General features: G+C 50.9%; 28 protein-coding genes. 3 read left to right on the top strand and 25 right to left on the bottom strand.

Annotated features, from left to right (window positions below; genetic code table 11):
• Positions 1–21 precede the first annotated feature (21 nt).
• The 18 genes from bamB to trmJ all read right to left on the bottom strand — a co-directional run bounded on the left by bamB (position 22) and on the right by trmJ (position 15777).
• On the bottom strand, positions 22–1182 hold the full coding sequence (gene bamB, locus AC6IB1_RS13425; RefSeq protein ID WP_497567072.1) for an outer membrane protein assembly factor BamB: 1161 nt from the start codon (positions 1180–1182) through the stop codon (positions 22–24).
• 9 nt (positions 1183–1191) lie between these two features.
• Positions 1192–1797 carry a YfgM family protein gene (locus AC6IB1_RS13430; RefSeq protein WP_497567073.1) on the bottom strand — a complete coding sequence of 202 codons (606 nt, stop codon included), beginning with the start codon at positions 1795–1797 and terminating at the stop codon, positions 1192–1194.
• A 13-nt stretch (positions 1798–1810) separates the two neighbouring features.
• On the bottom strand, positions 1811–3079 hold the full coding sequence (gene hisS, locus AC6IB1_RS13435; RefSeq protein ID WP_497567074.1) for a histidine--tRNA ligase: 1269 nt from the start codon (positions 3077–3079) through the stop codon (positions 1811–1813).
• Positions 3080–3129: 50 nt separating this feature from the next.
• The gene (ispG, locus tag AC6IB1_RS13440) at positions 3130–4248 is read right to left on the bottom strand and encodes a flavodoxin-dependent (E)-4-hydroxy-3-methylbut-2-enyl-diphosphate synthase (protein WP_497567075.1); all 1119 of its coding nucleotides are present in this window, start codon (positions 4246–4248) and stop codon (positions 3130–3132) included.
• 15 nt (positions 4249–4263) lie between these two features.
• Entirely contained in the window at positions 4264–5214 is a 951-nt protein-coding gene (gene rodZ, locus AC6IB1_RS13445; protein ID WP_497567076.1) for a cytoskeleton protein RodZ, read from the bottom strand.
• Positions 5207–5959, bottom strand: a complete 753-nt coding sequence (pilW, locus tag AC6IB1_RS13450) for a type IV pilus biogenesis/stability protein PilW (protein ID WP_497567077.1) — start codon at positions 5957–5959, stop codon at positions 5207–5209. Before pilW ends, rodZ begins: the two co-directional genes overlap by 8 nt.
• 25 nt (positions 5960–5984) lie before the next feature.
• Positions 5985–7106, bottom strand: a complete 1122-nt coding sequence (gene rlmN, locus AC6IB1_RS13455; protein ID WP_497567078.1) for a dual-specificity RNA methyltransferase RlmN — start codon at positions 7104–7106, stop codon at positions 5985–5987.
• A 212-nt stretch (positions 7107–7318) separates the two neighbouring features.
• Positions 7319–7750, bottom strand: coding sequence for a nucleoside-diphosphate kinase (gene ndk / locus AC6IB1_RS13460; protein WP_005503753.1), 432 nt, complete (start codon positions 7748–7750; stop codon positions 7319–7321).
• A gap of 147 nt (positions 7751–7897) precedes the next feature.
• Positions 7898–9208 (bottom strand): aminopeptidase PepB, encoded by a 1311-nt coding sequence (gene pepB / locus AC6IB1_RS13465; protein WP_497567079.1) that lies wholly within the window; start codon positions 9206–9208, stop codon positions 7898–7900.
• A gap of 218 nt (positions 9209–9426) precedes the next feature.
• On the bottom strand, positions 9427–9621 hold the full coding sequence (gene iscX, locus AC6IB1_RS13470; RefSeq protein WP_172465037.1) for a Fe-S cluster assembly protein IscX: 195 nt from the start codon (positions 9619–9621) through the stop codon (positions 9427–9429).
• Positions 9622–9654: 33 nt separating this feature from the next.
• Positions 9655–9993 carry an ISC system 2Fe-2S type ferredoxin gene (gene fdx, locus AC6IB1_RS13475; RefSeq protein ID WP_005503756.1) on the bottom strand — a complete coding sequence of 113 codons (339 nt, stop codon included), beginning with the start codon at positions 9991–9993 and terminating at the stop codon, positions 9655–9657.
• A gap of 2 nt (positions 9994–9995) precedes the next feature.
• Positions 9996–11843, bottom strand: coding sequence for a Fe-S protein assembly chaperone HscA (gene hscA, locus AC6IB1_RS13480; RefSeq protein ID WP_497567080.1), 1848 nt, complete (start codon positions 11841–11843; stop codon positions 9996–9998).
• 32 nt (positions 11844–11875) lie between these two features.
• Positions 11876–12391 (bottom strand): co-chaperone HscB, encoded by a 516-nt coding sequence (gene hscB / locus AC6IB1_RS13485; protein ID WP_497567081.1) that lies wholly within the window; start codon positions 12389–12391, stop codon positions 11876–11878.
• 13 nt (positions 12392–12404) lie between these two features.
• On the bottom strand, positions 12405–12728 hold the full coding sequence (gene iscA / locus AC6IB1_RS13490) for an iron-sulfur cluster assembly protein IscA (protein WP_497567082.1): 324 nt from the start codon (positions 12726–12728) through the stop codon (positions 12405–12407).
• Positions 12729–12753: 25 nt separating this feature from the next.
• Positions 12754–13137, bottom strand: coding sequence for a Fe-S cluster assembly scaffold IscU (gene iscU, locus AC6IB1_RS13495; RefSeq protein WP_005503761.1), 384 nt, complete (start codon positions 13135–13137; stop codon positions 12754–12756).
• A gap of 28 nt (positions 13138–13165) precedes the next feature.
• Complete coding sequence (locus tag AC6IB1_RS13500) at positions 13166–14380, bottom strand: IscS subfamily cysteine desulfurase (RefSeq protein WP_497567083.1); 1215 nt, start codon at positions 14378–14380, stop codon at positions 13166–13168.
• A 30-nt stretch (positions 14381–14410) separates the two neighbouring features.
• Complete coding sequence (gene iscR / locus AC6IB1_RS13505; RefSeq protein WP_497567084.1) at positions 14411–14935, bottom strand: Fe-S cluster assembly transcriptional regulator IscR; 525 nt, start codon at positions 14933–14935, stop codon at positions 14411–14413.
• Between the two features lie 110 nt (positions 14936–15045).
• A complete protein-coding gene (gene trmJ / locus AC6IB1_RS13510; protein ID WP_497567085.1) occupies positions 15046–15777 on the bottom strand; it encodes a tRNA (cytosine(32)/uridine(32)-2'-O)-methyltransferase TrmJ in 732 nt (243 codons plus the stop codon).
• 219 nt (positions 15778–15996) lie between these two features.
• Here trmJ and suhB point away from each other — a divergent pair, with 219 nt between their 5' ends.
• Positions 15997–16800 carry an inositol-1-monophosphatase gene (suhB, locus tag AC6IB1_RS13515; RefSeq protein ID WP_497567086.1) on the top strand — a complete coding sequence of 268 codons (804 nt, stop codon included), beginning with the start codon at positions 15997–15999 and terminating at the stop codon, positions 16798–16800.
• A gap of 290 nt (positions 16801–17090) precedes the next feature.
• Here the strand turns inward: suhB and secF are convergent, their stop codons facing one another.
• From secF to AC6IB1_RS13550, 7 genes are all read right to left on the bottom strand, one after another.
• Positions 17091–18041, bottom strand: coding sequence for a protein translocase subunit SecF (gene secF, locus AC6IB1_RS13520; RefSeq protein ID WP_497567087.1), 951 nt, complete (start codon positions 18039–18041; stop codon positions 17091–17093).
• Positions 18042–18053: 12 nt separating this feature from the next.
• A complete protein-coding gene (gene secD, locus AC6IB1_RS13525; protein WP_497567088.1) occupies positions 18054–19907 on the bottom strand; it encodes a protein translocase subunit SecD in 1854 nt (617 codons plus the stop codon).
• Positions 19908–19933: 26 nt separating this feature from the next.
• Positions 19934–20263: a preprotein translocase subunit YajC gene (yajC, locus tag AC6IB1_RS13530; protein WP_002536925.1), complete on the bottom strand. Its 330-nt coding sequence runs from the start codon at positions 20261–20263 to the stop codon at positions 19934–19936.
• Between the two features lie 79 nt (positions 20264–20342).
• Complete coding sequence (gene tgt / locus AC6IB1_RS13535; protein ID WP_114995885.1) at positions 20343–21470, bottom strand: tRNA guanosine(34) transglycosylase Tgt; 1128 nt, start codon at positions 21468–21470, stop codon at positions 20343–20345.
• A 149-nt stretch (positions 21471–21619) separates the two neighbouring features.
• Entirely contained in the window at positions 21620–22675 is a 1056-nt protein-coding gene (gene queA / locus AC6IB1_RS13540; protein ID WP_497567089.1) for a tRNA preQ1(34) S-adenosylmethionine ribosyltransferase-isomerase QueA, read from the bottom strand.
• Positions 22676–22781: 106 nt separating this feature from the next.
• On the bottom strand, positions 22782–23774 hold the full coding sequence (locus AC6IB1_RS13545; protein WP_497567090.1) for a trypsin-like serine protease: 993 nt from the start codon (positions 23772–23774) through the stop codon (positions 22782–22784).
• Positions 23775–23887: 113 nt separating this feature from the next.
• Entirely contained in the window at positions 23888–24883 is a 996-nt protein-coding gene (locus AC6IB1_RS13550) for a S1 family serine peptidase (RefSeq protein ID WP_497567091.1), read from the bottom strand.
• 191 nt (positions 24884–25074) lie between these two features.
• Between AC6IB1_RS13550 and AC6IB1_RS13555 the strand changes: the two genes are divergently transcribed.
• Positions 25075–25524: a CBS domain-containing protein gene (locus AC6IB1_RS13555; protein WP_497567092.1), complete on the top strand. Its 450-nt coding sequence runs from the start codon at positions 25075–25077 to the stop codon at positions 25522–25524.
• A gap of 79 nt (positions 25525–25603) precedes the next feature.
• Positions 25604–26221: an ACP phosphodiesterase gene (locus tag AC6IB1_RS13560; RefSeq protein ID WP_497567093.1), complete on the top strand. Its 618-nt coding sequence runs from the start codon at positions 25604–25606 to the stop codon at positions 26219–26221.
• The last annotated feature ends 59 nt before the right edge of the window (positions 26222–26280 follow it).

Below are 26280 nucleotides of genomic sequence, written 5' to 3' on the forward strand. Positions count from 1 at the left end.
ATAATGGGCAAACAACTGACATTACAGTGTTTGATTTTTACTTATTGTGCCGTCACGTGTAATCACAATATAGCCTTCCTCCACATTGAGTGGGCTTACGGCGATACCGCTGCTGTCTATTTTCTGCTGAGCGACAAATTCACCAGAGCTGGGATCCATCCAATGCAGATAACCTTCTGCATCGCCAACAACCACGTATCCTGAAATCGAAGCAGGCGGAGTCAGCTGACGATACTCTAGTTCGCGGTTTTGCCAAATCTCAGTGCCGCTGCGCGCATCCACGGCGATCACGTGGTCTTTATCAGTAATCAGGAAAAGGTAGCTACCCGCCACCAGAAAATCTGTCGATGAGCTGTAATTACGCTTCCAGACCGCACGACCTGAACGCAGATCGATAGCCACCAACTGGCCATTATACCCCACCGCATAAAGCAATGCGCCGTCAATCACAGGTGTCGCATCAACATCCACCAACCGATCAATCTCGGTTGCCCCTTTCGGGCTCGCGATAGGCTGTTGCCAGATAATGTTACCGTTTTCAATAAATGCTGCCCCAAGGCGGCCATTTGCCATGCCCCAGAACACACCACCAGCTGTAGATACCGGAGAGCTGTCACCGCGCAACGTCAGGTTTGGTACGTCACTGGAAATACGCCAACGCTCTTCTCCACTTTCTGCGTCAAACGCCGCTAACTCACCACGGCTGGTGTTGACGATCACCAGGCTTTCATCAGCCAGTGGTTTGGAAAGGATCTCCCCACCTGCATTGACCTGCCACACTGTCTCACCGGTTTCTTCATCCAGAGCGATAAGATTCCCGGTTTCAGTACCGACATAGACCTTGCTGTATGCTGCCGTTAATCCACCAGAAAGCAGTGCCGGAGTAACATCACCCAAATCAACACGCCAAAGTAAGGCTCCCTCTTCGATGTTGATGGCTTGAACCACACCTTCGCGATCTGCTGCAAAAATCTTACCGTATGCCTCAACCGGAGACAGGTTAGTGAAATAGTTTCCGACGCCATCACCTACGCGGGTTTTCCAAACCTGTGCAGGCGTAAACTCACTGTCTACCGCTGGTACAGGCGCCATCTGGATAGAATCCTCCTCACCGGCACAACCGGTCAGAAGTACTCCCAGCAATGCCACTGCACCAACACGTTTCCATCCCTTGTGAATCATAGTCAGGCCTTATTGGGACAGGTTGTCCAGTTTCATTTGAACAACAGGATTAGTCGCTGCGGCAATGGATGCGGCATAGGCAGAACGTGCTGCAACCACATCTCCTCGACGCAGTTCGATATCGCCACGCAACTCTTCAACCTGGGCTTTCCAACTGTCTGCAGTCACACTATTAAGCTGTGACAGTGCGGCATCGTAGTTGCCAAGCTCCGCTTCAACACGAGCCAGGCGAACCGTTGCCAGTGTTTTCAGTGTGTCGTCTTTTGATGACTGTACACGACGCAGTTGTTCAGCAGCTTGGGTTAAATCACCCGCTTCAACAAACGATTTCGCCAGCTGCAACGCCAACAGGGATGTATACGCGCCCTCGTGGTCTTTGATAAACGTTGCTGCTTTTTCTTCCGCCTGCGCATCGCCTGCAACCAAGGCACTCACTACTTGGGTGTACGCATCTGAAGCTTGTTCACGGCTGGTTTCCATTTCTGCCTGATAATAACGCCATCCGTACAGGCCACCCAAACCGATTACTGCGCCGAGGACAACGGCCTTGCCGTTGTCCCGCCACCACGTTTTAATCGCTTCAACTTGTTGTTCTTCTGTGGTGTAGACGTCCACGTTTTGTCCTCTCTTAAACTCGTTGAGCCAGTTTGTCAGCTACTTCATCCTGAGAAATAGTTAGCTGTTCGCCACCTTTAAGATCTTTAAAAGTCACCTGGTTGTTGGCGACTTCATCTTCGCCCAATACCAGTGCCACCGACGCACCAACCTTGTCTGCACGTTTGAATTGCTTTTTAAAGTTACCGCCACCAAAGTGAGTCATGACACGAAGGCCCGGCACCTGCTCACGCAATGTCTCTGCCAGTTTCATGCCTGCAATCAGTGTGCCTTCACCTGCAGTCACCATATATACATCAACCGCAGGGCGGGTTTCATCCAGCGCCAGGGTTTCCATCAGAAGCACCAAACGCTCAACACCCATGGCAAAACCAACTGCCGGTGTCGCTTTACCGCCCAGCTGTTCAACCAGACCATCGTAGCGGCCACCGCCACAGACTGTACCTTGGGCCCCCAGACTGTCGGTGATCCATTCGAAAACAGTGCGGTTGTAATAATCCAGACCGCGAACCAGTTTCTCATTTATCGTGTATTGGATACCTGCTGCGTCCAACAGTTCACAAAGACCTGCAAAATGTTGTTTAGACTCTTCATCCAGATAGGCTGACAGCTTAGGTGCATCGCTCAGAACCGCTTGAATGTCTGGGTTTTTAGTGTCCAGCACCCGCAATGGATTAGTGTGCATGCGGCGTTTGCAGTCATCATCCAAAATCGCCTCGTGTTGCATCAGAAAGTCAACCAATGCTTCACGGTAATTTGCACGTGCTTCCAGTGAACCAATTGAGTTTAGCTCAAGACGCACATGCTCATGGATACCCAGCTTACGCCACAGACGAGCGGTCATCATGATAAGCTCTGCATCAACGTCAGGGCCATTGAGACCAAAGACTTCCACGCCAAACTGATGGAACTGGCGGTAACGACCTTTTTGGGGACGCTCGTGACGGAACATAGGGCCAAGGTACCACAGGCGCTGTTCCTGGTTGTACAACAGGCCATTTTCGATACCGGCACGCACGCAACCTGCGGTGCCCTCAGGACGCAGGGTCAGGCTGTCGCCATTGCGATCCTCAAAGGTGTACATTTCTTTTTCAACCACGTCGGTCACTTCACCGATGGCGCGGCTGAACAAATGGGTCATTTCCACGATCGGCATGCGCACTTCGCTGTAGCCGTATGCACTGATCACGTCTTTCACCGTGCCTTCGACTTTTTGCCAAAGTGGAGACTGTGTGGGAAGGCAGTCGTTCATGCCTCGGATTGCTTGAATAGTTTTTGCCACGTTAACTCTCGTCACCGATCTGTTTGTTCTTGCTATCAGTAAGCAGGCGCTTACCCTTGTGTTTTGATGTCAATGCGGTTGTTCTCATCCAGCATTGCCGCTTTCGCCCGGATCTTTGCTTCCAGCTGATCGATCAGGTTGTCGTTGTCAAAACGTTCTTTCTGGCGCTTGCCATCATCATAATACGCGCTGCGCTTGTTACCACCTGCTACGCCAATGTGTGACACTTCCGCTTCGCCCGGTCCGTTGACCACGCAACCAATCACTGACACATCCATCGGCACAACAACGTCTTCCAGACGCTGTTCCAGTGCGTTTACGGTGCCTATCACATCAAACTCCTGACGGGAGCATGTCGGACAGGCAATAAAATTCACACCACGCGAGCGGATGCGCAGTGATTTTAAAATATCGAAACCGACTTTAATTTCCTCGACCGGATCTGCCGCCAGGGAAATACGCAGGGTATCACCAATACCTTCACTTAGCAGCATGCCAAGGCCAACGGCTGATTTCACAGCCCCAGCGCGTGCGCCACCGGCTTCAGTGATGCCAAGGTGCAACGGTTGGTCAATGCGTTTTGCCAACTGGCGGTATGACTCGACAGCCAGAAAAACATCCGAGGCTTTCACACTGACCTTGAACTGGTCGAAATTCAGGCGATCGAGGATATCAACATGGCGCATTGCAGATTCAACCAACGCTTCAGGGGTCGGCTCACCATATTTTTCCTGTAGGTCACGCTCCAGTGAGCCACCATTCACGCCAATGCGGATAGGGATGTTTCTATCACGGGCAGCATCAACCACAGAGCGGATACGCTGCTCGTTGCCAATGTTACCCGGGTTAATGCGAAGACAATCCACGCCGTATTCCGCCACTTTCAGGGCGATACGGTAGTCAAAATGAATATCGGCAACCAAAGGAATGGTGCATTGCTGTTTGATCAGTTTAAACGCTTCAGCCGCATCCATCGTGGGCACAGAGATACGGACAATGTCTGCACCGACTTTTTCGAGCGCCTTAATTTGCGCAACCGTTGCTTCAACATCGGTAGTGCGCGTGTTGGTCATCGATTGGACTGCGATTGGCGCGCCATCGCCAATGGGCACGTCGCCCACATAAATACGCGTAGACGGACGACGTTTAATGGGAGATTCGGTATGCATTCGGTGTACTCTGGATTACTTCGGAAGGCTCAAACGCGCTACCCGCCCTGATGGGTAGCCACTCAGATCAACTTTCTCGCCATCGTAGACAAGATTTACTGCCGCTGGTGCACCAAGCACCAACTTAAACGGCGCTTCACCGGACAGTTCAACGGTTTCACCACTGGATTTTATCCCTGTCAACAGGCGTTTGCCACTGGCATCACGGATATCCACCCAACAATCACCACTGAATGACAACGTCATGTTGGATGACGCAGTAACGGGATCTTCCACTACTGCAGTTTCCGGCTGTGAAAGTTCATCGACATTAACCTGTGCTGCCGCCATCGGCTCTGCATCTGTCACAACAGGGGCCGTGTTTTCAACAATAACGTCAGTAGGTTCGGGGGACATCACATCAGGAGCCGACGCTGGCGCATCAGTGCTTTCTGCTGCCGATGCGGACTGAGGTGTATCTTCATCGGCCTTCGCTACCGCCGGGGCGGCTTCAGTGTTCGAAGACACCGGCAGACCACTGCTTTCCGGCAGAGGAAGTAAAAGGTCATTTTGCTGGTTCTGCCACCACCAGAAAGCCGTCAATCCTATCACAGCGGCCAAGATCACCCAGGTCAGCCCCATTACCCGGCTGTCATGCTGGTCACGACGGGTTTTACGCGAAAAACTTTGCATTTTCTGCGTACTGTCTTCCGCATCGGGGGCGGGATTAAACGTGCTCAGCAATTCATCGGCATTCAGACCGACAAGTTTGGAATAGGAGCGGATGTACCCACGTGTGAACGTTGTGATCTTCTCGTCATCACAGCAATTTTCTTCCAGATCTTGAATAACGGAAACACGAAGTCTCAAGCGATCTGCGACATCCTGATCAGACAGCCCAATCGCTTCACGGGCTTCTCTTAAGGCCATACCTGGGTGCGTGGATTCTACGTTTATCGGCAGTTCTTCGTTGTATTCATTATTCATTCGTTAGGTACTGTCTATATTCTCTTGATTCGGGAAACGTGTTGGCCAACAGGTTTGCATAACGCTCCGCCTGGCCTGGCCGTCCTGCTTTATTTTCCAATTCAGTCAGTATTAACAGCGTCGCTGGCTTATAGCCGTAGCGTTTATGGAAATGGAATAAACGAATTCTGGCTTCGTTGAGTTGATTATCTTCCACTTCCATTTGGGCGAGTTTTACAGAAGACAAAGGCCTGTTCGGCTCATGATCAATGGCTTTAGCAAACCACACTTTAGCGCTATCGCGATCCCCCTCTTTCAACGCACAAAGGGCGGCATTTTCATAACTGCCGGATAACTTGTAATAGTATGGCTGCTCAATAGCCTTGGCAAACGCCCGTTGCGCTTCGTCATAACGTTCCTGACGACACAAGAATACGCCGTAATTATTCCGAACGTCACCATTTTGTGGCGAATGACGCAACGCTGTTTTGTATTGTTCTTCCGCTTGGTCATGTTCGCCGACTTCCTGAAGATAGTAGGCAAAACTGATACGGGAGCGATAGTATTTAGGGGCAAACTGTACGGCTGTTTCAAGATTTTGCCTTGCCCGCTCCCATTGACCGGCTTTCAAATAGGCCAACCCAAGCGTAATTCTGGATTCTGCTGCATCAATGCTATCAAACTTCGTGTTGTTTTGCTTCTCCGTTACTGTGACACAACCAGATAATAATCCCATCAATAACAGAGCGCTAAGCGTCCTTGCCATCATCCCATCCTGTCAATCTGTGCAATCAGACTGATTTGACAGGAATTTTCTCCTCAATATTCAGTCTGTTTTGCGTGCGTTTAGTTCGGTCAATCACATCGCCGACAAGCTGGCCGCATGCCGCGTCGATGTCGTCGCCACGGGTCTTACGAACGATGACCGTGTAATCGTATTGCATCAGTGTTTTCTGGAAACGGTCAATGCGGGAATTACTCGGCTTCTTATATGGTGACCCAGGATAAGGGTTAAAAGGAATCAGGTTTATCTTCGCCGGCGTATCTTTTAACAGCTCTGCGAGTTGACGCGCATGCTCCATATCATCGTTCACGTGATCCAATAAGATATACTCAACCGTCACGCGACCACGGTTGGCATTTGATGATGCAATATAGCGGCGAACCGACGCCAAAAACGTTTCAATATCATAGCGATCGTTGATAGGCATGATTTGACTGCGCAGTTCGTCATTCGGCGCATGCAGCGAAATCGCCAGTGCAACGTCAATCTTGCCAATCATCTGCTCCAATCCTGACACCACACCAGAGGTTGATACGGTGACTCGGCGTTTGGACAGGCCATAACCTAGATCATCAAGCATCAGGTTCAAAGCAGGGATCAGGTTTTTCATGTTCAACAACGGCTCACCCATGCCCATCATCACTACATTGGTGATAGGACGGCGGCCGGTCTCTTTTTCCACACCAATTTCTTTTGCCGCGCGCCAAACCTGTCCGATGATTTCAGACACCTTCAGGTTGCGGTTAAAACCCTGCTGTGCGGTTGAACAGAATTTACAATCCAGCGCACAACCGACCTGGGAAGAGACACACAGGGTGGCACGATCATCTTCCGGGATATACACCGTTTCAACGTCCTGGTTGCCAACGCGCATTGCCCATTTGATGGTGCCATCAGCAGAATACTGGGCAGCGCTGACTTCCGGCGCACGGATTTCACAACGCGCTTTGAGTTTTTCACGAAGCACTTTATTGATGTTGGTCATCTGATCGAAATCATCAACACCAAAATGGTACATCCACTTCATGATCTGATCGGCACGGAACGCCTTTTCGCCTAACTCTTCGGCGAAAAACGCACGCAGCGCCTGTCGATCGAAATCCAGCAGATTGATTTTTTCTGTTGTCATCAGATTGCCTCGTGAACAGTAAATCAGGAATCACACCAGCCTCTCACTTTATTTGACTGGTCAATGGCGATTCGCCTCAAATCAAGGCGCGAAATTGTACAGCCTTTGTGATCTGGATTCCACCTGTTACCGACAGGGTTTTGTTGTCATTATCAGTACCAGATACGCAAAAGGAGAGCCAAGGCTCTCCTTTTATCATGTTCGTGAGACGATTACGCTGTACGTGGGCAAATCTCATCAGCGGAAAAAAAGTAGGCAATCTCACGTTCTGCCGATGCCGGGCTGTCTGAACCATGTACCGAGTTAAAACTCATGCTTTCAGCAAAATCCGCACGCAGGGTACCGCATGCGGCTTCATCCGGATTGGTTTTCCCCATCAGTTCACGGTAGCGGATAATGGCATCTCTTCCTTCCAGCACCTGTACCATCACAGGGCCCGAAGTCATAAATGCCACTAACCCTTCATAGAAAGGTTTACCTTCATGCTCGGCATAAAAGCCTTGCGCCTGCTCCTTGGTCAAATGCAGCATTTTTGCGGCGACAATTTGCAGTCCTGCGGTTTCTATGCGCTGATAGATCGCGCCAATCAGATTGCGTTTCACGGCATCAGGCTTAACGATCGAAAAAGTGCGCTCAACAGTCATTCTATCTTCCTTATTATCTTTCTATATCAGATTGCCAGTTTTAGAGGCTATCTATTTGTATTCGCAAAGGTAGCCTATCAGAGCATAATGCCAGACCCCATACTGGCATTGCGTAACCGTTAACTGTGTTGATAAAACACCTGACTTTTAGTACGACGACAAGCTTGATTCATTTATCAGGATACGTGCCAGCGTCTTCACACCCATGCCAGTCGCGCCCACCGCCCACTTGTCGCTTGCGGTTTTACGGTACGTGCCGGAGCAATCAAGGTGAACCCAGCCTTTATGATAATCCTCAACAAAATATGACAGGAATGCCGCCGCCGTGCTGGCACCCGGTGAATATTGCCCCGAACCGACATTCGCCAGATCGGCAAAATTTGATGGCAACATCTGACGGTGGAATTCCGCCAGTGGCAGTTGCCACATGCCTTCGTTTTCCGCCTCTGCCGCTTTCAGGAAACGCTGCGCCAGTGCCTGGTCAAAACTGAACAGGGCGTGGTAATCGTTACCCAACGCCATTTTCGCAGCACCGGTCAGGGTTGCACAATCAATGGTCAACGCCGGTTTGAACTCGTTCGCGTAAAGCAGGCCATCTGCCAGCACCAGTCGGCCTTCCGCATCCGAGTTCAGCACTTCCACGGTCACCCCGTTTTTGTAAGTAATAATATCGCCCAACTTGTAGGCATTACTGGAGATCATGTTTTCTGCGCAACAAAGGATCAGTTTCACGCGTTTGTTCAGGCCCTGCGCCACGGCCAGTCCCAGACCGCCGGTTGCCATGGCCGCCCCGCCCATGTCTGCTTTCATCGCATCCATAAAGCTGGATTGTTTGATACTATAACCGCCAGAGTCAAAGGTGATACCCTTACCAATGATACAGGCAAACACCTCCGCGTTTTCATCGCCGGTTGGGTTATAATCCAGTTGCAACATTGCCGGCTTGCGTGCCGAGCCACGGCCAACTGTATGGATGCCCACCCATCCTTGCTCCAGCAGATCAGCACCGGACACAATTTTATACGTGACATGCTCAGGATTGAGCGCCAGAGACTTGATAAACTCACCGGCACGGACCGCGAGTTGTTGCGGCCCGACGTCCTCTGCGGTTTCATTGATGATTTGGCGGACCCAATCAGTGATCGTCATGCGGTCGTTCAGTGTTTTCTGCGCCGCTTCATCCAGACTTGGCGCCGTGAACTCAAAGCCGGGTTTCGGTCCGCGTAATCCCTGATAAAATGCCCAGGCCGTTTCCAAATCCCAGTTATCCCCCTTCAGAGCCACGTTGCGAATGCCCTGCGTATCCAACTTACGTGCAGCTTGCTGTACCAGCGTCAGCCGGTCATCCCCCGTGGCATGAACAACGGCACCGTGCTGATCAAATGAAACCACCGCATTCGTCCCCCAGACATCACCGGCTGGTTCGTGGGATAACATCACATGCATTTTGTCAGTCATGCTGAACTCCTTTTTCCTGTCACCCCGGCTTCGTTGCGAGGCATAAAATTTAGGCTGATATTTTCTTTTAGACTACGCCATCGTTATGACGTTTTATCAGAAAGGTTCCATCACCTTGTCATCAGGGACAACAGTGATATGAGCCATAAAGCAAAGCGGGCATAACGCCCGCTTGGATAACTGCAATTTGCCTGTATTAAAGCCCTAAGACAAGCGCTTTAATCCATTTCTTCCATCCAGCACAGGATGATTGCCTCCAGGATTTTCTCGTTGGAGCGATTTGGGTCGTCAGAGAAATCCTCAAGCTCTGTCACCCAACGGTGCAGGTCAGTGAAACGCACGGTTTTTGGGTCAGTATCCGGAAATTTCTCTACCAGCTCAATCGCGATATCCCGCGAATCAGTCCATGTCAGGCTCATCGTATCTACTCCGTTTTGTTTTCGTGCTTAGTGGTTTTCAGCAGCGTGGTTCAGCGTGTAGCGCGGGATCTCAACAACCAGATCTTCATCTGCCACTTTCGCCTGACAGCCAAGACGGGACTCAGGCTCCAGTCCCCAGGCTTTATCCAGCATGTCGTCTTCCAGCTCATCACTCTCATCCAGTGAGTCAAATCCCTCACGGATAACCACATGGCATGTCGTGCAAGCGCACGATTTCTCACACGCATGTTCAATCGCAATGCCGTTGCGCAACGCAACATCCAGCACAGTTTCACCCGTCTTTGCCTCCAGCACTGCGCCTTCTGGACAGAGATCCTGATGTGGCAGAACAACAATCTTTGGCATGTTTACACCTCGTCAATCGAATGGCCAGCCAGCGCTTCACGGATGGATTTGTCCATACGGCGTGAGGCAAATTCCTGACTCGCTTTATCTGTATCTTTAATGCCTTGCTCTATGGCTGCAGCATCGTCACCGTTACGCAGGGCAATCAGCGCTTCAATCGCTTTTACCAGTTCTTGCTGTTCCTGTTCGGACAACAGCGCTTCACCATCAGCTTGCATGGCGACCAGCAAACCTTCTATCACGCGGTCCGCTTCAACACGTTGCTCCGCCAGATAACGGGCGTCTTTGTCTTCCCTGGCATGGGTAAAAGAAGATTTGATCATGTCAGCAATTTCGGTATCACTCAGGCCATAAGACGGTTTTACCTGAATCGATGCCTGCACCTGAGTGCTCTTTTCCATCGCGGTGACAGACAGCAAGCCGTCAGCATCAACCTGATAGGTCACGAGGATATGTGCCGCGCCCGCCGCCATTGGCGGAATGCCTTTCAGGGTGAAATTCGCCAGTGAACGGCAATCATCCACCATTTCACGCTCGCCCTGAACCACGTGCACTTTCATGCCAGTCTGGCCATCTTTGAAGGTAGTGAACTCCTGCGCACGGGCCACAGGAATGGTGGTGTTACGTGGAATGATTTTTTCTACCAGACCACCCATGGTTTCAATGCCAAGAGACAGTGGGATCACATCCAGCAGCAACATTTCGCCATCTGGCTTGTTACCCACCAGGATATCCGCCTGCGTCGCAGCACCAATCGCCACCACTTTGTCCGGATCGATACTGGTCAGTGGTGTACGGCCAAAGAATTCACCCACTTTTTCACGCACCAGAGGTACACGGGTTGAACCACCCACCATCACCACTTCCAACACGTCTTCAGCAGAAACGCCAGCATCCTTCAGCGCGCGGCGGCAAGACAGCAGGGTTTTCTTCACTAAGGCGCCAATCAAGTCATCAAACTGCGCACGGCCCAATAAGCCTTTCCAGCCCAGCACCTCAATCTCTGCACTGTCACCGTCGCTCAACGCCACTTTCGCACTGTTGGCAGCATTCATCAGTCGCGCACGGTCATCACCGGATAGCGCACCGAAACCCGCTTGCTCAATAATCCAGTCAGCCACCAGATGGTCAAAGTCATCACCACCCAGTGCGGAATCACCGCCCGTTGACAGCACTTCAAACACACCTTTGGACAAGCGAAGAATTGAAATATCGAACGTGCCACCACCCAGATCATAAACAGCAATCACGCCTTCCTGTCCCGAATCAAGGCCATAGGCGATCGCCGCTGCCGTCGGTTCGTTCAGCAGACGCATTACATTGAGGCCAGCCAGTTTGGCCGCATCTTTGGTGCCAGCACGCTGTGCATCGTCAAAGTAAGCCGGCACGGTAATCACCACACCTTCCAGCTTTCCGCCCAGCGCTTCTTCTGCCCGTACGTTCACAGCACGCAGAATATCGGCGGAGACTTCGATGGGGTTTTTCTTGCCCGCACGCGTAGAGATCAGCGGCAGACCATTTTCAGACGCTGAGAGTGAGTAAGGGAGATTGGGGTAACGCGACTGAACATCTGCCAGTGAGCGTCCCATCATGCGTTTTACCGAAGAAATGGTGTTTGCGCTGTCTGTTTCAGACATTGCCCTGGCATCGTAACCGACCGTGGTTTTTTCGCCATAGTGCACAACAGACGGGATCAGCGCGCGTCCATCCAGATCGTTCAGGGTCGTCGCCGTGCCGCTTCGTACAGAAGCCACCAGCGTGTTGGTTGTCCCCAGATCAATACCGACCGCAAGCTTGTGTTGATGCGGCGCAGCACTCTGACCGGGTTCTGCGATTTGTAACAGTGCCATGTTGGTTCCTGTAGCCTGACCAGCCGCGCTTGTTAACCCAGCAGCCGATCTTCGATTCGTTCGATTTCTCGCTTAAGTTTGACCAAGAACTTGAGCTTGCGAACACTGACTGCGGCTTCCGGCCATTGTTTACCGTTAAGCTGTTCTGTCAGTTCAGCCAGCAGCGCCCGGTGGAGTTTCTCCACGCCCTGTTCGAAGTCAAACAACAATACATCCGGCTCGTCGCTGTCTGCAATCTCCTCCAATTCTTCACGCAGTGCCATTTGCTGCATCAAAAACTCGGGATCTTGCATGGTTTGCTGCTCATCACGAAGCTCAATGCCATTGAGGGAAAGCAGGTATTCTGCCCGGCGCACCGGATCACTCAGTGTCTGGTAAGCATCATTAATTTGCGCAGCTTTTTGTACCGCCTGCAGGCGATCCTTCTCGGATGCTGTAGCGAATTTGTCGGGATGAAAACGTCGCTGGAGTTCGCGGTACTGCGAAGAAAGAGAGCTACCATCCAGCTCAAACTGACATGATAGCCCGAATAGTTCGAAATGATTCATTTCATCTCACGAGTTAAACGTTAAAGCTCTCGCCACAACCACACTCGCTACTTACGTTAGGGTTGTTGAATTTGAAGCCTTCATTCAAGCCTTCTTTAGCAAAATCCAGCTCAGTACCATCAAGATACAGCATGCTCTTGCTGTCGACGATGATTTTCACCCCGTCGTGATCAAAGACCTGGTCTTCTTCCTGAAGCTCATCAACGAACTCCAATACATAAGCCATTCCTGAGCACCCTGAAGTCCTAACCCCAAGGCGGAGACCGATGCCTTTTCCGCGATTTTCCAAGAAAGTGCGAACGCGAGATGCCGCCGCGTCAGTCATAGTAATGGCCATATGTACAACAACCCTTTTTTACGTATTAAGCTTGGTGTTTTTTCTTGTAGTCGCTGACTGCTGCTTTGATAGCATCTTCAGCGAGGATTGAGCAATGAACTTTTACCGGTGGCAGTTCAAGCTCTTCGGCGATTTCCGCATTTTTGATTGCTGCGGCTTCATCCAGAGACTTGCCTTTCACCCACTCTGTGACCAGAGAGCTTGACGCAATCGCAGAACCACAACCGTAAGTTTTGAACTTCGCATCTTCAATGATGCCCTGATCGTTCACTTTGATTTGCAGCTTCATGACGTCACCACACGCCGGCGCGCCAACCATGCCGCTACCTACGCTTGGATCGTTCTTGTCAAACGCACCCACGTTACGTGGATTTTCATAATGATCGATTACTTTTTCACTGTAAGCCATGATCTTATCCTCAAAATCCTGAAACCGCTTAGTGGTGTGCCCACTCAACAGTGCTCAAATCAATACCTTCTTTGTACATGTCCCACAGGGGCGACATTTCACGCAGCTTGGTCACCGCTTTACGTATCTGCTCTACCGCATGATCCACTTCTTCTTCAGTGGTAAAGCGGCCAAACGAAAAGCGAATTGAACTGTGTGCCAGTTCATCATCCAGACCCAGGGCGCGCAGCACATAAGAAGGCTCCAGACTTGCAGATGTACATGCAGAACCAGAAGAAACTGCCAGATCTTTCAATGCCATCAGCAACGATTCACCTTCAACAAAGGCAAAACTTACATTCAGGTTCGATGCCACACGCTGCTCAAGATCGCCGTTAACGTAAACCGCTTCCAAATCTTTCACGCCTTCGTAGAAACGGTTGCGCAGTGCCAGCGCGTGCGCCATGTCTTTTTCCAGCTCTTCTTTGGCGATACGGAATGCTTCACCCATACCCACGATCTGGTGGGTTGGCAGGGTACCGGAGCGGAAACCACGTTCATGACCGCCACCGTGCATTTGCGCTTCAAGGCGGATACGTGGTTTACGGCGGACATACAGTGCGCCGATGCCTTTTGGACCGTAAACTTTGTGTGCGCTCATTGATATCAGGTCAACTTTGATTTCCTGGGTATCCAGCGGGAGTTTACCCACAGACTGGGCAGCGTCTACATGGAAAACCACGTTGCGCTCGCGGCACAGTTCACCGATAGCGGCAATATCCTGAATCACACCAATTTCGTTGTTCACGTGCATGATAGAAACCAGAATGGTGTCTTCGCGAATCGCATCCGCTAGCTTATTCAGGTCAATAATGCCGTTAGATTCTGGCTCAAGGTAAGTCACCTCAAACCCTTCACGCTCCAACTGACGACATGGGTCCAACACCGCTTTGTGCTCAGTTTTACAGGTAATGATGTGTTTGCCTTTCTTACCATAGAAATGCGCCACACCCTTGATTGCCAGGTTGTCTGATTCTGTCGCGCCTGAGGTGAACACTATCTCACGTGGGTCAGCATTCAGGTAGTTGGCGATGTGCTCACGGGCTGTGTCTACGGCTTCTTCCGCCTGCCAGCCGAAACGGTGCGAGCGAGATGCTGGGTTACCAAAAACACCATCAAGTGTAAGGTACTGCATCATTTTCTCAGCAACACGTGGATCCACTGGGCAAGTTGCTGAATAGTCAAAATAGATTGGCAATTTCATTTGTGTCTCCAAGTACTCCGGCACGACAGATCAAGAGCGAAAATTCACACCCAGATTGGTAGTTGGCAATGTGCTGCCATTGGCGTTCAAACCATGTCTAACAATCGTAGGGGACTCCAGTGAAGAGTCCTGACGATCGGCCACTTGCTTAACTTCGTTGTCTTGCATCAGTTCACCGAGCGTGATGTCATTTAAAAAGCTGCTGATGCGGGCGCTCAAGTCACGCCATAGTGTGTGAGTCAGGCAACGGGTTCCCCCCTGGCAATCGCCTTTCCCCTGACACTTGGTCGCATCGACCGATTCATCAACAGCGGCAATCACCATGCCAACGGCTATTTCGTTGGCACTGACGCCTAAGCGGTAACCGCCACCGGGACCACGCACACTGGATACCAAACCCGCTTTACGAAGACGGGAAAACAGTTGCTCCAGATATGACAGAGAGATCCCCTGACGCTCTGAAATATCAGCAAGAGGCACAGGCCCCGCCTCGGAGTGCAGCGCGACATCGAGCATCGCAGTAACGGCATATCTACCTTTGGAAGTCAGTCTCATAACATCCTACCTGTGAGCGAGTAATGTTCAGAGTCTGACATACCCGACCATTATGGTCAAGTATTTACCCTACCATTTTAGTCAGGCTTTTAACCTCAGAGTGAAAAAGGTTATTTTTGCGCCTCTTTCATCTGTTTTTCAACCGAAGAAAGTACGCCACGAAGAATATTCAACTCCTGGCTTTCCGGCCTTGCCCGGTTGAACAGGCGACGCAACTTGGTCATCACCATGCCGGGATGGGATTTATTGATAAACCCCGTCTTGTCCAATACCTGCTCAAGGTGCACGTAAAAACGTTCCAGATCTTCGGCCAGCGGATAGGACTGCTCTTTCACCTCACCGTTATAGGCCTGACTGTCGAGCCAAGCCATGCGCGCTTCGTAACAGAGCGTTTGTACCGCCATCGCCAGGTTCAGTGAGCTGTATGCCGGGTTTGCTGGAATCGCAACATGGAAGTTGCACGCCTGTAACTCTTCGTTGGTCAGGCCTGTTCGCTCACGACCAAACACGAAGGCCACCGGGTGCTGTGGGGCTTCTTCAATCGCCTTGATACCGCACTCACGCGAATCCAGCATTGGCCATTCAAGTGAACGGTTACGCGCGCTGGTACCAATAACCAGACCGCAGTCAGCCACCGCTTCTTCCACGGTATCGACAATTCGTGCGTTGTTAGCAATATCGCTGGCACCGGCAGCGAGCGCGATAGCCTGCCCGTCCACTTTACACTCAGGGGCAACCAGCACCATGTGTTTAAGCCCCATCACTTTCATTGCGCGAGCGGCAGAGCCAATGTTGCCCGAATGCGTGGTACCTACCAGCACAATACGAATATTTTCTAACATTTAACTATCGCTAATTTTCATCGAAGAAAAGGGATTCAAACCGCGTTACGCTGTGGTTTGGAAATAAAGCGGCCGGATTCTAACATAACCACTTTTGTTTTGCCCTTTTTACACGCAGCAACAAACACAGACGGGCAAAAAATAACCACTTCCCTTTTAGCCCAGCTCTGATATACTCCCCGCCGCTTTTCGTTCTTTAACATCCGTTGGGAAAATCGTATGCATCCTATGCTAAACATTGCCATTCGCGCTGCGCGAAAGGCGGGCGACTTTATCGCTAAATCTGCTGAAAACGCTGATAACGTTGAAACCATTCAGAAAGGCTCTAACGACTTTGTTACCAATATCGACAAAGCCGCTGAACAAATCATCATCGACGTCATCAAGAAGTCTTACCCTGAACACAACATCGTAGCGGAAGAAGCCGGAGTGGTTACAGGTAAAGACAAAGATTACCAATGGATCATCGACCCACTGGATGGCACCACTAACTTTGTTAAACGCCTCCCGCACTTCTCAGTGTCTATTGCCCTGCGCATTAAGGGCCGCACTGAAATTGCGTGTGTTTACGACCCTATCCGCAACGAACTGTTCTCTGCCCAGCGTGGCGCAGGTGCACAGCTGAACAGCAAACGTATCCGTGTAGGTACAGCAAAAGACTTGTCCGGCACCATTCTGGCAACCGGTTTCCCATTCAAAGCGAAGCAACATTCAGAAGGTTTTATGAAAGTGCTTAGCGCACTGTTCATCGACTGTGCAGACTTCCGCCGCACCGGTTCTGCGGCGCTGGATCTGTGTTACGTCGCTGCGGGTCGTGTGGATGGCTTCTTCGAGCTGGGCCTGAAGCCTTGGGACATCGCAGCCGGTGAACTTATCGCCCGTGAAGCTGGCGCGCTGTGTACAGACTTCACCGGCGGTACTGATTACATTCAGTCAGGCAATATCGTTGCTGCTAACCCACGGGTACTGAAAGGTATTCTGGCAAAAATTCGCGACAACGCGAATGAAGCGATGAAAAAATAAGTATCTTCGGGATCAAGAAAACGGCGTCTTTCGGGACGCCGTTTTTGTTTGGGTTGGAAGAGCCGGGGACTGGGGACTGGGGACTGGGGACTGGGGACTGGGGACTGGGGACTGGGGACTGCAAGATTTTGGATGGTGCCAGAATAGAGTCAAGCTCTTTGCTCTTCCTAGGACCTAGGACCTAGGACCGCTCTTTAAATGCCCAGGACCGCCCTTCCCGTCCCCAAAACCGCAAATATAAAAACGGAGCCTTTCAGCTCCGTTTTCTATTTCATCATTTCAACTTGCCATTATGGCATTGCATCGAAATCTTCGCCTTCTTTCTCCGCTGGAGGTGGTGGTAGCAGGTGCTCCCGGGTAATACCCAGTTTAAGTGCCAGCGCAGATGCCACATAGATAGAAGAGTAGGTACCGATAGTAATACCAATCAGCAACGCAGTCGCAAAGCCGTGGATCATCGCCCCCCCCTGTAAGAAGAGAGCGATCACCACAAACAAGGTGGTACCGGACGTGATCAAAGTACGACTCAATGTTTGCGATACCGATGCATTCACGATCTCGGACGCATCACCTTTGCGCATCTTACGGAAATTCTCACGGATACGGTCATACACCACGATGGTATCGTTGAGAGAATAACCAACAACCGTCAACAGCGCCGCTACAATAGTGAGGTCCACTTCAATCTGCAGGAAAGAGAAGATGCCAAGCGTGATAATGACGTCATGTGCGAGGGAAACCACAGCACCCGCCGCCAAACGCCATTCAAAGCGCAGGGAAACGTACAGCAGGATACAGAGCAACGACACCAGAATTGCCAGGCCACCCGCTTCTGTCAGTTCGTCACCGACGTTAGGGCCCACGAACTCAATACGGCGCATTTCGACTGCCTGACCGGTACCCGCCTTGATCGCATCAAGGATTTGGTTGCCCAGTAATTCCCCCTGCACATCGTCACGGGGGCGCAGGCGCACCATGACATCTCGTGCCGTACCAAAGTTCTGGACGATGGCATCACCAAAGCCTTTTGCCTGAAGAGACTCACGGATCAGTGGCAAATCAGCTGGCTGTTCAAAACCCACTTCAATCAGCGTACCGCCGGTGAAATCAAGGCCCCAGTTTAGCCACTTAGTCGAGAGGCTGAAAATAGAGGCAGCAACCATCAATGCCGACAGAAAAAATGCCGGTTTAGACCAACGCATGAAGTCGATGCTAAGGTCAGGCTTTAAGAGTTGAAACATATCAATGCCTCCTTAAATCGACAGCTTGTTAATGCGCTTACCGCCATACACCAGGTTAACCAGGCAACGGGTACCGATAATTGCAGTAAACATAGACGTCAGGATACCGATAGACAAGGTCACCGCGAAGCCTTTCACCGCACCGGTGCCCACTGCAAACAGGATGATGGCAGTGATCAGTGTGGTGATGTTCGCATCGGCAATGGTACTGAATGCGTTCGCGTATCCCTGATGAATCGCTTGCTGCGGGTTGCGCCCTTCGTTGAGCTCCTCGCGGATACGCTCAAAGATAAGCACGTTAGCATCAACGGCCATACCGACGGTCAGGACGATACCGGCAATGCCCGGTAGCGTCATGGTTGCGCCCGGGATCATCGACATCACACCAATAATCAGCACAATGTTCGCCGCCAGCGCACAGTTCGCAAACAAACCGAAGCGACGGTAGTAAACCAGCGTAAACAGCATAACTGCCAGCAGACCCCAGATACAGGCTTTGATACCCATATCAATATTCTGTTGACCCATAGATGGACCGATAGTGCGCTCTTCAACAATAGAAATTGGCGCAATCAGAGCACCGGCACGCAGCAGCAGGGCAAGATTGTGTGCTTCCGCCTGTGAGTCAATACCGGTGATACGGAAGTTACGGCCCAGTGCAGTCTGAATCGTTGCCTGGTTAATCACCTCTTCATGCTTGGAGAGGATCACCTTGCCGTTTTCATCACGCTTGCCGCTGTCTTTGTATTCCGCAAACACGGTCGCCATCAGCTTGCCGACATTGTTCTTACTGAACGCTGCCATCTTGCTGCCGCCGTCGCTGTCCAGCGAAATGTTAACCTGCGGACGGCTGTACTCGTCGAAGCTAGAGCTCGCATCCGTGATGCTTGAACCACCCAGAATCACACGCTTTTTCAACACAACCGGACGGCCGTCGCGGGTGTATTTGATTTCGCTTCCCGGTGGCACACGGCCTGCGGCAGCTGCCGCCAAGTCAGCGCTGTCATCGACTTCACGGAACTCCAACGTTGCTGTCGCACCGAGAATTTCTTTCGCACGTGCAGTGTCCTGAACACCCGGCAGCTCAACCACGATACGGCTTGCGCCTTGGCGCTGGACTAATGGCTCAGCAACACCCAGTTCGTTAACACGGTTACGCAGGATAGTGATGTTCTGCTCTACGGCATAGTTTCGGATTTCCTGAAAACGCTCTTCAGTAAATTTTCCGGAAACGGCAAAACGGGCGCTGTCAGTGGTGAACACCATATCAGGATGCAGTCTTGCCAGTTCACGTTCTGCCTTTTCCATATCCGCGTCATTACGCAACATCACTTCAATATTGTCATTGCCACCCACACGGATACCACGATAACGGATTTTGGCTTCACGCAGTTCGGTACGGAAGGTGTCTTCCTGCTGGGTGAGCAGTTTTTCCATCGCGGCATCCATATCCACTTCCATCAGGAAGTGCACGCCACCACGCAAGTCCAAACCCAGTTTCATTGGGTTGGCGCCAATCGCTTCCAGCCAGTCAGGCGTTGCAGGCGCAAGGTTAAGCGCCACAACCAGATCATTGTCTTTCAGTTTGTCGTTTAAAGCGTCACGGGCTTCAATCTGATTATCGGTATCAGAGAAACGAACCAGTACAGTGCCGTTTTCGAGCGCAATGGATTGGTAAGGAATCTTGTCTTTTTCGAGGGAAGATTTGACGGTGTCCAGAGTGGAGAGATCAACCGAGGCGCCTCGCGCCCCGGTGATTTGAACCGCTGGATCTTCACCGTAAATATTGGGAAGTGCATACAGGGCGCCGACAAAAAGTACCAACACCACCATAATATACTTCCACAAAGGATAACGGTTTAGCACTGCTAGGATCCTTTATGGTTGTGGATTTACAGCGACTGGATAGTGCCTTTTGGCAGAACAGCAGTCACAAAGTCCTTTTTGATGGTCACTTCGTTGTTGTCGCTCAGTGCGATAACGATGAAATCATTGTCGTCAGAAATCTTGGTGATTTTACCTACCAGGCCGCCACCAGTCAGCACTTCGTCGCCCTTGCCCATCGATGCCATCAGGTTTTTGTGCTCTTTCACACGTTTCGCCTGTGGACGGTAGATCATGAAATAGAAGATAACGGCAAACAGGCCAAGCATGATAAATAGCTGCATACCGCCACCTTGTGGTGCGCCTTCTGCTGCTGCATGCGCTTGAGAAATAAACATTCAGTAACGTCCTCGTATCAATTTGAACATTTTCCAGATTGTCGCCCCCCGCAAACAACGCCGCGGAGGGTGAACAGTCTTAGTCTTCTTTCAGCGGTGGCACTTCCCGGCCACGGCGTTCATAGAATTCTTTCACAAAGGTCTCTAATCTACCTTCGTCGATAGCGTTACGCAAACTCTCCATCAGGCGCTGGTAGTAGCGCAGGTTATGGATAGTGTTAAGGCGAGCGCCCAGAATTTCGTTACAGCGATCAAGATGATGTAAATACGCCTTGCTGTAGTTGCGGCAAGTGTAACAGTCACACTCTGGATCCAGTGCAGTTGTGTCGTTTTTATACTTCGCATTACGGATCTTGATCACACCACCGGTCACAAACAGGTGGCCGTTGCGCGCATTCCGCGTTGGCATCACGCAGTCGAACATGTCGATACCACGGCGTACGCCTTCCACCAGATCTTCCGGTTTACCCACCCCCATCAGGTAACGTGGCTTGTCTTCCGGCAGTTTTGGACAGGTATGTTCCAGAACGCGATGCATATCTTCTTTTGGCTCACCGACTGCCAGACCGCCCACGGCATAACCATCAAAACCGATCTTGGTCAGGCCTTCGACAGAGATATCACGCAGGTCTTCGTATACAGAACCCTGAACAATACCAAACAGGGCGTTTTTGTTGCCCAGCTTGTCAAAGTGGTTGCGGCTGCGTTGTGCCCAGCGCAAGCTCATTTCCATCGATTTCTTCGCTTCTTCGTGTGTCGCCGGGTAAGGCGTACATTCGTCGAAGATCATCACAATATCAGAGCCCAGATCGTATTGAATTTCCATCGACTTTTCTGCGTCCATGAAAATCTTGTCACCGTTAACCGGGTTGCGGAAATGTACGCCTTCTTCGGTGATTTTGCGCATTTTGCCCAGACTGAATACCTGGAAACCGCCGGAGTCTGTCAGAATAGGGCCCTGCCAGTTCATAAAATCGTGCAGGTCACCGTGGGCGCGCATCACTTCCTGACCGGGGCGCAGCCAAAGGTGGAAAGTGTTACCCAACAGGATTTGTGCACCGGTATCGGCCACTTCTTCCGGCGTCATACCTTTTACGGTGCCGTAAGTCCCCACAGGCATAAATGCCGGTGTTTCTACGGTACCACGTTCAAAAACCAGACGGCCACGACGCGCACGGCCTTCTTTTTTGATCAGTTCGAATTTCACAATACCTCCGAGATGCCAGAGAAACAGTCTGGCGCTAATGTGCCTGTTACACAGAGACAAAACTGGCTGTCTGCTCTATCGTCGACAGCCAGTTAAAATTGGAGCCACCCTGCCATAAACAACAGCAGTGTCATCATGCAAGCCCTTGATTATACCTCAGCCTGACGGGTAACGAACATCGCGTCACCGTAACTGAAGAAGCGGTATTCATTGCTGACCGCTTCTTTGTAAGCATTCATGACATGGTCATAGCCGGCAAACGAAGAGACCAGCATAATAAGGGTCGATTCTGGCAGGTGGAAGTTGGTCACCAGCGCATCCACCAGTTGCCATTCATAACCTGGATAAATAAAGATTTGGGTATCATCAAAGAAAGGCTGAAGGCCGGTGCCTTCTTTTTTCGCATGCTGCGATGCACTTTCCAGCGAACGTACTGACGTTGTACCCACCGCAATCACACGGTTACCACGCGCTTTGGCCGCCAGAACCGCATCCACCACTTCCTGTGGCACTTCGGCATATTCAGCATGCATTACGTGATCGTTGATGTTATCGACACGCACAGGCTGGAAAGTACCCGCCCCTACATGCAGGGTGACAAAGGCGGTTTCCACCCCTTTTTCTTTCAGAGCTGCCAAGAGCTTTTCATCAAAATGCAGACCTGCTGTCGGGGCAGCTACCGCGCCCGGTTTTTCGTTGTAAACCGTCTGGTAGCGCTCTTTGTCTGAGTCTTCATCCGGACGGTCAATATACGGCGGCAACGGCATGTGCCCAACCTGGTTCAGGATATCGAGAACCGCCAGTTCACCGGCGAACCGGATTTCAAACAGGGCATCATGGCGAGCCACCATTTCCGCTTCAAATTCATCATTTTCACCGAGGAAAAGCTGGGTGCCTGGTTTAGGGGATTTCGATGAGCGTACATGCGCAAGAATGGTTTTTTCATCCAGCATACGCTCCACCAGCACTTCAATCTTGCCACCGGATGCTTTGCGGCCATACACGCGTGCAGGAATAACACGGGTGTTATTGAACACCATCAGATCGCCAGGCTCGACAAGGTCAAGAATGTCAGTGAATTGCCTGTGACTCAGTTCACCGGTATTGCCATCCAGTTGCAGCAAACGGCTCGCAGTGCGATCAGGCTGCGGATAACGCGCAATCAGTGAATCTGGCAGGTCAAAATGGAAATCGGATACTTGCATTGAAAAAGCCCCATTCTACAGCAGCCCGCTAGTATAGGCTGCTGTGCTGCAATATCAAGCAGGATGGGGCTTGCCGGCTGCAAAACAGCAAACAAATGGTGAGGCGTTATCGCAGCCTGCGCCGCAATACCAGAGCCCCGAATGGGATAAGAGAAAGCCAGCCGAGTGACCCGCCGCCATTACCTTCATTGATGACGAGTGGCGTAAAACTATAGCAATCGCCAGCCTGGCAACGGCCAATCCAGTTTGCATAATGGGAAACCTGTGTAAACACATCAGGCACATGACTGATCGGGCAACGTTCGTTCTCGGTCCTCACACCAAAGCTCACGATTCCAACAAGTTTTGAAACACCATTATCATTCCAAACCAAGGGGCCACCGGAGTCACCATTACACACGGTGGTAAAACTTTGCTCTGCACAGAGATGATGGTTTTCATAGCCATCCACGGTAGAAATATCCAAATTTGTCTCTGTCGCCCAGTTAGTTGCACATACATCGTCACGAACGGCTGTCAGGGTCGCTTTTTGAAGAACATCGGTATTAACGGTCCCAAATGTATTGATAAATCCCCAGCCACTTAACTGGAGATCTTGGATATTGTTACCGGCATTGCTATCTAAAACCGCCTGATCTGTCGTGTTTGCCAACGGCACTGTTGAAGCATTAGCATGGATGTCACTGCTCAGTTGTATCAGCGCAATATCATTAGAAAAATTAGATTTGTTGTAGTCCCTGTGAGCAAACGTGGTTGCGACACCAGAGCGGAAATCACCGAAATCAGCGCCATTGATCATGGCTGTGCCGGTATAAACAGAAACGGCACTGGCGGGAGCCAGAGAATAGGCCGCGTTATCGCTGGCCAAATCCAGACAGTGCGCTGCCGTCAGTACCCAGCGGGTTCCTATCACGACACCGCCACAAAAAGCCGCGCTGCCGGAACGCCGGATAGTGATAGCAGCCTGCCAGGGAGCGTCTGAAAGCGCGGCATCCTGCCCGCCCACAATCCGAGGACTGATTTCATTTCCGGCACTTGCAGATGACGCCCATCCTGCAAAGAGAATGACCGCAGTCATTGCGTATTTATTGTTAGACATATCCTTTGCCAACCCTTTGTTATTGAGTTAGCGAAACCGTATCTCATTCAGTCTGGCTGGCAAAGTAATTCAAGATAAATATGCAGTAAAAGTGTCAAACTTGAGGCAATAATTTATGCTTGATATTTGCGGGGATATTTTATTTTTAACACAAATAGATGGCGAAAGATGACCGCCAGCAATATGTAAAATAACAAGGACACATTTCCCCCACCACTCGTCTCCCCTATCACAGTAGAAGCCTGTGCGACACAATTTCCTTGCTGGCAACTGGCTATCCAGCTGAGGTAACTGGCGACCTGGGTATATACATCGGGATAGATGGGAGAGGCACACTGGGAGGCCACTCCAAAACTCACCAGCCCGACCAACCTTGCCCCGCCATCAGCATCACCGGCTTTTGACGGATCAAACCAGACTAACGGGCCACCAGAATCACCGTTGCAGGCACCAATGCCACTTTCCAGTGCGCAGAGATATTTTCCCTGATAGCCAGAAACATTGGTGACCGTTGCTCCCCATAAAGAACCGCAGGTCGCATCAGACACTGCCGACAGGTTGGCTTTTTGTAATGTGTTCGTATCCACTGTCCGGTCTGTATCTGTGAATCCCCAGCCACTGAGCAGAAGATCATTATTGCCCGCATTGGCGCCCGCATCCACTGTTGCCTGATCGCTGCTGCTGGCTAACGCTATTACAACCGCGTTGGGATGGACATCTGTAGAGAGTTTTACCAACGCAATATCATTGGTAAAGGCGTTTTTATCATAATTACTGTTCACGTAAACCGACTCAACGGCAGAGCGGAAATCAAGGAGGTTTACGCCAGCAAGTTCAGCCGTCCCCGTATACACCGACACAGAGCCCGCCGATACCAGTGAGAAAGCTTCATTATCCCCTGCCGTATCCAGACAATGAGCGGCTGTCAGGATCCAACGATTGGCAATCACTACCCCACCGCAAAATAAACTTCCTACACGAACAAACGCCTGCCAGGGGGCGTCAGAAATGCTTGCATTGGTCCCACCCACTACACGGGGCGAAAGCTCTAAAGCCTGACTGAATGCAGAAAACAGCATAAAAAGTGTAACAACAAGTGTCTTACCCATCGCGCTTATCTCCGTTTAACCATGATGCGCACTGTGATGCTTACACATCCGCATGTTTCTACTGCACAAAACGCAAGTGAAACCGTTTCTGTCTCACAAGTGGAAGTTTGAGTGCGGTCACCTAAACTACCGATTTTTTTCGCTACATTCGGTATATAGCCTTAATCATTCCGTGTGTTTCTGGAGGCCATATGTTTACCGTTCAAGATATGATGAGTACCCATGTCATCACTCTCACTTCTAAGAATACGATATCTGACGCAAAGTGCCTGATGGAGTCACACCGGATCCGGCATGTTCCTATCGTTAATGAGCAAGGTCAGCTGGAAGGACTGGTCACCCAGCGAGATGTACTTGCGGCGCAAACGTCCAGCCTGGAAAAGGCTGTAGGTGACAATGATCCGATGATGACACCGCTTTCACGCTTCCTCCAACGTTCCCTGTATACAGTGTCACCGTGCGCGGGGCTCAAAGCCGCAGCACTGTATATGCAAGAGCACAAGATTGGCTGTCTGCCTGTAATTAACAATGACACACTGGTTGGCATTATTACTGACAGTGATTTTGTCGCTATCGCCATCACTCTGCTCGAAATTCAGGAAGAAACCGAGCCGATGGAACAGGACGAGGATAGTGTCTGAGTCCGAGAAACCTTGCGACAAGTGAATGCAGCTGCGTTAGGCTATGCCTTCTGCTTGAGAGGAATGACACCGAGGACGCGTGAACTATCTGGCACATTTACACATCGCCACACACTGCAACAGCCAATTGATGGGAAACCTAATGGCTGATTTTGTACGGGGAAAACCGGATAACAAATTCCTGCCAGAAACAACCCGGGCAATCTACCTTCACCGCTTTGTTGACGGCTATATCGATAGCCTTGACGCCATAAAACCCTACAGAGTACTTTTCCCCCGCCATTTATACCGCTTCAGTGCGATAGCCTTAGACATGTTCTGGGATCATGCTCTGGTGGTTCACTGGGAGCGATTCAACAGGCTGCCGTTTGAGAAATTCCTGGCGAAGGCTGAAACAACCTGTCGGCAACAAACCCAGGGCGAGCCTAACCCTCTACCGGAAAGATACCTATACCTCTCTGATAAAATGTGGCGTGAAGGCTGGATCCCGTCTTATGCAGATATCCAGACCCTGCCTTTTGCCCTCAAACGGATGTCTTCCCGCAGCCCTAGGATGGCGCCCCTTGCAGAGACGGCCGATACATTGCTGACCCATCGCCATACCCTTTTAGAAGCCTTCCCTTCCATCTATGAGGATGTGCTTGATGCAGCTTACCTTTTTCATCACCGACAGCAACAAACTGAAAATCAAAGATAAAAAAAGCGACCCGAAGGTCGCTGAAAGCGTGGATATTGGGGCTCTTTGGCCCCGAAGAG

Source organism: Grimontia sp. THUN1695, from assembly GCF_059704325.2.